This window comes from Gemmatimonadota bacterium, from assembly GCA_016712265.1.
Taxonomy (GTDB): domain Bacteria; phylum Gemmatimonadota; class Gemmatimonadetes; order Gemmatimonadales; family Gemmatimonadaceae; genus RBC101.
In genome coordinates this window covers 75352-82326 of record JADJRJ010000011.1, presented here as the reverse complement: position 1 = coordinate 82326, position 6975 = coordinate 75352, and the positions used below count along the sequence as shown (strand labels likewise).

The 6975-nt window shown below is 65.2% G+C and carries 11 protein-coding genes; all 11 read left to right on the top strand.

Annotated elements, in window-relative coordinates:
* Positions 1 to 190: hypothetical protein (locus IPK85_02255; protein MBK8246220.1), on the top strand; the 190-nt coding region annotated here is incomplete at its 5' end.
* Entirely contained in the window at positions 183 to 569 is a 387-nt protein-coding gene (locus IPK85_02250; GenBank protein ID MBK8246219.1) for a hypothetical protein, read from the top strand. The genes IPK85_02255 and IPK85_02250, both read left to right, overlap by 8 nt.
* Positions 562 to 810, top strand: coding sequence for a hypothetical protein (locus IPK85_02245; protein ID MBK8246218.1), 249 nt, complete (start codon positions 562 to 564; stop codon positions 808 to 810). Before IPK85_02250 ends, IPK85_02245 begins: the two co-directional genes overlap by 8 nt.
* Entirely contained in the window at positions 800 to 1156 is a 357-nt protein-coding gene (locus IPK85_02240) for a co-chaperone GroES (GenBank protein MBK8246217.1), read from the top strand. Before IPK85_02245 ends, IPK85_02240 begins: the two co-directional genes overlap by 11 nt.
* Before the next feature lie 155 nt (positions 1157 to 1311).
* Positions 1312 to 2313, top strand: coding sequence for a hypothetical protein (locus tag IPK85_02235; GenBank protein ID MBK8246216.1), 1002 nt, complete (start codon positions 1312 to 1314; stop codon positions 2311 to 2313).
* 13 nt (positions 2314 to 2326) lie between these two features.
* Positions 2327 to 2812 carry a hypothetical protein gene (locus tag IPK85_02230; GenBank protein ID MBK8246215.1) on the top strand — a complete coding sequence of 162 codons (486 nt, stop codon included), beginning with the start codon at positions 2327 to 2329 and terminating at the stop codon, positions 2810 to 2812.
* Between the two features lie 56 nt (positions 2813 to 2868).
* On the top strand, positions 2869 to 3447 hold the full coding sequence (locus IPK85_02225) for a hypothetical protein (GenBank protein ID MBK8246214.1): 579 nt from the start codon (positions 2869 to 2871) through the stop codon (positions 3445 to 3447).
* Positions 3448 to 3461: 14 nt separating this feature from the next.
* Positions 3462 to 4364 (top strand): Mu-like prophage major head subunit gpT family protein, encoded by a 903-nt coding sequence (locus IPK85_02220; GenBank protein MBK8246213.1) that lies wholly within the window; start codon positions 3462 to 3464, stop codon positions 4362 to 4364.
* A gap of 55 nt (positions 4365 to 4419) precedes the next feature.
* The gene (locus IPK85_02215) at positions 4420 to 5103 is read left to right on the top strand and encodes a hypothetical protein (protein ID MBK8246212.1); all 684 of its coding nucleotides are present in this window, start codon (positions 4420 to 4422) and stop codon (positions 5101 to 5103) included.
* Positions 5104 to 5158: 55 nt separating this feature from the next.
* The gene (locus IPK85_02210) at positions 5159 to 5455 is read left to right on the top strand and encodes a hypothetical protein (protein MBK8246211.1); all 297 of its coding nucleotides are present in this window, start codon (positions 5159 to 5161) and stop codon (positions 5453 to 5455) included.
* A 428-nt stretch (positions 5456 to 5883) separates the two neighbouring features.
* Positions 5884 to 6969: a hypothetical protein gene (locus IPK85_02205; GenBank protein MBK8246210.1), complete on the top strand. Its 1086-nt coding sequence runs from the start codon at positions 5884 to 5886 to the stop codon at positions 6967 to 6969.
* The last annotated feature ends 6 nt before the right edge of the window (positions 6970 to 6975 follow it).

The following is a 6975-nucleotide window of genomic DNA, read 5'->3' as shown; positions in this document are numbered from 1 at the left end:
CCACGTCATCGACATCTTCAAAGCCGAACTTCACAACCTGATCGACCGCACCACGCTCCTGATTACCCGCGGCGTAGACGATCACGCCCGATATCGGGAACTGGTCGGAGAACTTCGCGCCTACACCGCCGCCCTGAAAGCCGCGAAGGAAGCCCTCAGGGCGGTGACGGAAAACCCCTTTGATGAATGAAGTCCCATCCGGGCTGTCGCCCGATGCCGAGTTGCGCTATCACATCGTGGCGCACTTGCTGAATACACGCCTCATCTATGCGGATGCCGTTCCGTTCGCCGCTGAGGAGCTGGTGAAATACGTCAAGACCGGGTTCGTCCCGGACGTGAAGCTGGCACCCGGACCCACGGCGCAGGCGCTCGATCGGCACGGGTTGCGTGCGGGCGTTGGGACTGGAGTCTGGACATTCGGTGACCCTCCCGTGCCTCAGCATGACTTCTCGATGGCAGAGGCCGCAATCCGAGCACAGCAGAACGCCGACGCGGCACGCATGTATGGCGCGGTTATCGGCCGCGGGCAGGCCCACACGATCCGCCAGGAGGATCAGAGCCGTGGCTGACGATCATGCCCCATGGGGGACGTGGGTGATTGATACTGACGCTTTGTCGGGGACCAGCGCCTCGCGATGGTGGGGCTGGAAAGACGATTGGACGAAGGCGCTTCAGGGCGCGGGCGGCGTCTTTACCGCGACTGTTGCCGTGAGCAACGGCCTGTCATCGCCCGAGGACAGCGACGCTTATCGAGAAGGCTATCGGGCCGGCTATCGCGACGGGTGGAAGGACGGTCGCGATGACGACTGACCTCCCCATCAAGCCCTGCGGCTACCAGATTCTCGTCAAGATGCAGCCGGCCAAGGAGCGGACCAAGGGCGGCATTTTCCTGCCCGACGACAGCAAGGAGGCCGCGGAGGCGAAATCCGCCCGTGGCCTCGTCGTCGCCCTCGGTCCCGACGCATTCACCGGCAACCATCAAGACGGGTCACCCCGGTTCCCGACCGGCCCCTACTGCAAGATCGGCGACTGGGTCGAGTGGAACCGCTACCAGGAGCGCCGCGTCCATATCGGCACTGACCGCGAGGAATTTGCCTTCGTCCATGACGATCGCATTCTTGGCAATTGGGGCCCGAAAGAGCCGGTTTCGTACTGATGGCCGTCGACCCGGTCACTATCAAGGCGTTCCTGTCCGTCGTCGCGGTTCTGGTTGCACTCGGGATCGGCGCCGCCGCGATACACCTGATCCACAAGCGCTTCTAGCGGCCCGGCCGGCCCGCATAATTCCGGCCAAACCCGAAGGACAGTCTGTTGAGCGAATTCGAACGGAAGGATGACCTTCCGAAGGGGTCGGATTCCGTCCCCATCGGCAGTGACTCCGACGATACCGGCGGCGATTTCGAGATCGTCGTTTCGGATACCCCACCGGAGCCCGAAAAACCGCCCGTGGAGGGCGATGACGGTGTGCCGGGGGGTGACGACGCCGCAGAACCTAGCGACGCCGAAGACGCACAGGAAGAGCCGCGCGGCCCGAAAAGCCGATCCGCGCGCGTCCGCGAGCGGCTGAGGCAGGAACGCGACCAGGCCATTGCCGCCGCGCATGCGCTGCACCAGCACAACCAACAGCTTGCCCACGAACGGCAGACGCTGGCGATGGCGCGGGCGCAGTTGGAGGCGCAGGCGGTCGAAAACCGCTTCATGTATCTCCAGGCGGTGCAGCAGCAGCTTACCGTCGAGAAACGCCGAGCCATGGACGAGGGCCGATCCGACGACATCTCGCGGATCGACACGACCATGATGCAGCTAGGGCCGGAGTTGCACCAGATCGCGCAGCGCCGGGCGATGATGCAGCAGCAGCGGCCCCAGATGCCGCAGCAGCCCATGATGCCGCCGCCGCAGATGCGGCAACCGATGCAGCCTCCGCCGCGTTTGCATCCCAACGCGCAGAAGTGGGCCGACGCGCACTCGGACTGGCTTGACGAGCGCCCCGAACGCCTCGCCGACGCCCGTGCCATCGCTCAGCGTCTTGAATCGCAGGGATTCACCCCGGACGATCCGGAATATATCGAGCGCATCAACGCCGGCCTTCGGGCCATTCACCCAGATTTCCGCCCCGTCAACCCGGTCCGACCGGGTGGGGCGCCCCGGGCCGCCGGTTTCGCTGTTGCCGGCGTATCCCGTCCTTCCGCCAGCTCGCCACGACAGACCAGACAGATCACCCTCACCGCCGAGGACATGATCTTCTGCGAACGGCACGGCATCAACCCGAAGTCCTACGCCCGCGAGAAGCAGGCGTCGGGCGCCGGGCGGTGAAGGAGAACACGAGATGAAACAGCGCGACGAGCGGTCCCTTTCCGACCGCACCATGTCCGACCGCGAAGCGATGGAACTCGACGAGGTTCTGTTCCGCGATCCCAACGACATCAACGCCATGACCCCTCCGGCCAGCGCGGGCGAGCACTTGCGCTGGGTCTCGAAGGACGAGGCGAAATATCGGTCCCGCGTCGGCACAGGATACCGTCCGGCCCGATACTCCGAGTATCCCGAGTTTCCGCCGTTCAAGAACATGATCGCCGCCGCTGCGGTGGCGCCTGACGACGTGGTGACGCACAAGGGCGACCTCGTGCTGATGCGTGTCTCGGCGACGCTGGTGCAGCAGCGCAATCGTCACTACGCGGACCTCGCCCATCGGCAGAACGTCGGCGCCCATCAGGCGGTCGACATCCCGCAAGAGCGGGCCATGCCGTTCTCGGATCACTCGGAACACTTCACCACCGTTCAGCGCGTCCGACGACCCGCACAGTTCGGGTAGCAACGCCGCTCGCCCCGTTTCGTGACGCGCTCCACCCCTAGCGATGGAGCGCCAAAATGGCGAACACCGACGCACCCCGTGGGGCGGTTCCGATCAAGCATCTCGACGGCTCGCCGTACAACGGCGCGTTCAACGAATACAAGATCGCGAACGCCTACAACACCACCATCTACTTCGGCGACTTCGTGAAGATGACGGCAACCGGCTATGTCGAGCTGGCCGCCGCCGGCAACACCATTCTCGGCGTCTTCCAGGGCTGCGACTACGTCGACGCCAATGGCAAGCCGACGTTTTCGCCGTACTGGCCGGCCTCGACGTCCACGTTCAACTCGGAAGGGGCAAAAGCCCGCGTCATCGACGCGACGGATGTCATCTTCGAGATGCAGCAGGACAGCGACAGCGCCACGCCGGCTCAGGCGGACATCGGCACCAACGCCGATTTCGTCTCGACCCACACCGGATCGACCATCACGGGTCTCAGCAAGGAGGAGGTCGACACCTCCACCTGCACCACGGCGACGGCCAACCTCCGCGTCCTCCGATTCGTTCCGCGGGCGGACAACGAGGTCGGCGCCTACGCCAAGGTCGAGGTGCTCATCAACGAGCACTTCTACAAGACCACGACCGGCATCTAAGGGAGGGCTGAGAGATGGCAATCAATCGTGCCCTCATCGCCAAGCAGTTGGTCCCTGGGATCAACGCGCTGTTCGGCGACAGCTACAACCAGGTTCCCAAGACCTGGGACAAGATTTTCCAGGTCATGTCTTCGGACCGGGCCTGGGAAGAGGACGTCAAGCTCGGCGCCCCGGGGCTCGCCTCGGACAAGGCCGAGGGTTCGTCCGTCACCTACGAGCAGTGGGGTGAAGAGTACACCGTTCGCTATCAGCATACGACGGTGGCGAAGGGCTTCATCATCACCGAAGAGGCGATGGAGGACAATCTCTACGAGCGCGGCGCGATGCGCTACGCCCGGGCGATCGGCCGATCCATGGCGATCACCAAGGAGATCAAGGGCGCCTCGGTCCTCAACAACGCCTTCACGGCCGGTTCCTATGCCGGCGGCGACGGCAAGGCGCTCTGCGCGACGGACCATCCGGTCGGCGTCTACACCAACTCGAACACGGCCTCCGTCGATCTGTCGGAATCCGCGCTCGACGCGATGTATGTCGCACTCGCGGCCTGGAAGGATTCGGGCGGCAAGCTGTTCGCGGCCCGTCCGCGCCAGCTTATCGTTCCCCCGGCGCTCATGAGCACCGCGGAGCGGCTGCTGAAGACCCAGCTTCGGGTCGACACGGCGAACAACGACGTGAACTTCCTCGTCACGTCGAACATGATCCCCGAAGGGTACATGGTGAACCAGTACCTGACGGACCCGGACGCGTGGTTCATCCGCACCGACGTCGACCACTCCCTGATCCACTTCAAGCGCTCCGGCATGAAGAAGCGGATGACGGAGGACGAGGACACCTTCAGCATGAAGGTGAACTTCTCGGAGCGGTACAGCTTCGGCTTCTCCGATCCCCTGGGCATCTACGGCTCTGCCGGCGCCTGACGACGGCGGCGGGGCTTCGGCTCCGCCCTCTCGTTCTTGACGAAAGGGGAATCAAATGCCGAACGTCACGCATTTCTCTGACCTGCGCGTCGGCCGCGCCGAAGGTCGAGGGTCCCGCTATGGGGTCCGCGGCCTCGACGTGGTCGTTGGGCAGCGATACACGATCACGCCCACGGCGATCGTCACGGGCGCGGTTTGTGCGACCCAGTCCGCCGCGGCGGCGGGAAACCTCACCATCAATGGCACGCTCGCCTCAGGTGGTGTGGCAACGCTCGATGTCCCGCGCGCGGTCACCGTGACCTCGACCGGCGACGACAGCCCGGTCAACATCACGATCACGGGAACCGATGCCTACGGCCAGACGCTGGTCTGGACCACGACCGGCCCGAATGCCGCGGCGACGACCTCGCCCAAGGCGTTCAAGACGGTTACGCAGGTCTCGGTCGACACCGCCGTCGTCTCGACGCTGATCGCGATCGGCACCGGGGACCGTTTCGGGTTCCCGCTGAAGGTGGCGAAGCGCTCGGACGTCCTGATCTGGTGGGACGGCACGCTGACGACGACATCGTCGGGGTTCACCGCCGCCGACAGCACGGGGTCCGCGAAGTCGGGCGACGTCCGGGGCACCTATTCCGTCCAGTCCGCTGCGGACGCGACGAAGGTACTGGACATGGTCGTGTTCTCGGCCGACCCGGACACCACGGACGGGCTGTTCGGAACCGCCCAGTATTCGGGCTGATAGGGGAGGGCTGTCCGCTCGGGCGGCCCTTCTCGTCGATCTGGGAGGTCTACAGATGCCGCGCATCTTCTCCACCAAGACGATCTATGACGACGATGCCGCGGCGACCGGGTCGGCATACGAGCTCGATTACCGGGACGATCTCGGCGAATGCACGCGGGCCGTCGTCGCCGCGATGAACGCTTCGGACAGCCTCGCCATCCAGGTTTCCATCGACGACACGACCTACGTCACGGCGGCGACGCTGACCGGCACCACGGCGGCGTCTGCGCTGATCGCCGGACCGTGGCGGTATATCCGCGTCATCAAGACCGGGACCAACGCGAACGCAACCGTGAAGGTCAACGGCTGATGCTGCGGACATTGTCCCGGGCCGTCACGCGGGATGTTGCGAGGACCGCTGGGACATACGCATGGTCGCCCCTCCGGGACGCCGCGGCCGTCGATCTCTGGGACGCCCGATCGCTTGCGGATGGCGCAGTCGCATCATGGCCGTCCGAGGCCGACCCGGGGACGTCTCCTGCGCAATCGACATCCGACAACCGTCCGACCGCATCCAGCGGTCAGGTTTCGTTCGATGGCAGCAACGACAGCCTGAGCCGGACGCGCCTCACCGGCACCAAGATCGCGACCTATGCGCTGCCCGACGCCAGTGGTGGGGACACCGGGGAAGGGTTCACCTGCACGGGGCTTGTCCGGGCGCCGGACGGGACTTGGTGGTGCGGGAATGATGGCCGGAACCTCGACGGCGACCTCACCTATGCGCCTTCGCTGGTTCATATGTCGGCGGACTTCTCGACCAAGCTGGGAGAAATCCTCCTGGCGCCGCTCTATCCGGGGATCGAGAGCGTCCAGGGCGTCGCCTACGACACGTCCGACGATACCCTCTGGTTCTCGGACCTGTCCGGCAACCTGGTCCGCCACATCCAGACGGACGGCACGCTGCTGGACGACGACGACATCGCGTTCACCGCGCCCAACGGCCTTGCCTACGACGCCGGTCGCGACATGCTCTACGTCGGCACTACCTCCGGTGTGAGCCGGATCACCATGGCCGGCGCCGAGGATGCGGCCTACGACGCCGGGGCCTCGACCTGGGATCAGCTTTTCTACGATTCCACCTACGATCTCGTCTATGTGTCGTGGGGCACGAACGGATCGGATGGCGGTGTCGTCGTCGTCGATCTCGACGAGGATCGGATCGTCGCGGAATACAGCCTGCCGGGCTTCGATGCCGCGGAGGGCATCCATCTTTCCGGCCGGACGCTGACGACGCTCAACGACGGCTATTTCCACGGCACGCCGAGCGGCGAAAACGCGGCGCTGGTCTACGACATCCAGCCGGGCGTTTCTGACGTCGTCGATATATTCGGCCTGTTCTCGGTTTCCTCGACCACGACCACGGACGCGATCCTCTGCGCCGGCGACCCGGTCGGCGGGCCCGGATGGGGTCTGTTCGCGGCGTCCAACGCGCAGTTGCGGGTGTTTGCCAATACCGCGGCCGGCACGACGGAGCGGGTGCAGATCGACTGCTCCGTGGCCACGCTGACCGCGATGCAACTGGTCTATGTCCGGATCGACACTGCGTCGAAGGCGGTCACGATCTGGCGCAATGGCGTCCAGCGCGAGACCACGGGATCGGCCGCGGCGCTCGACGGGCGGTTGAGCGGCCACGCCGTCCTCAATATCGGCAACGCACCGGATACCGGAGCCCGACAGCCGGCGATGGTGGTCAAGTGCCTCGGCTACTACATGGGCGAGGGCGACCGGGAGCGAACGCAGGCGTGGATGGCGTGGACGTTCGGTCATACCGACATGCTGCCGTCCAATGATCCGTACAAGCTGGCGCCTCCGTGGAACGGGTGAGGTAGG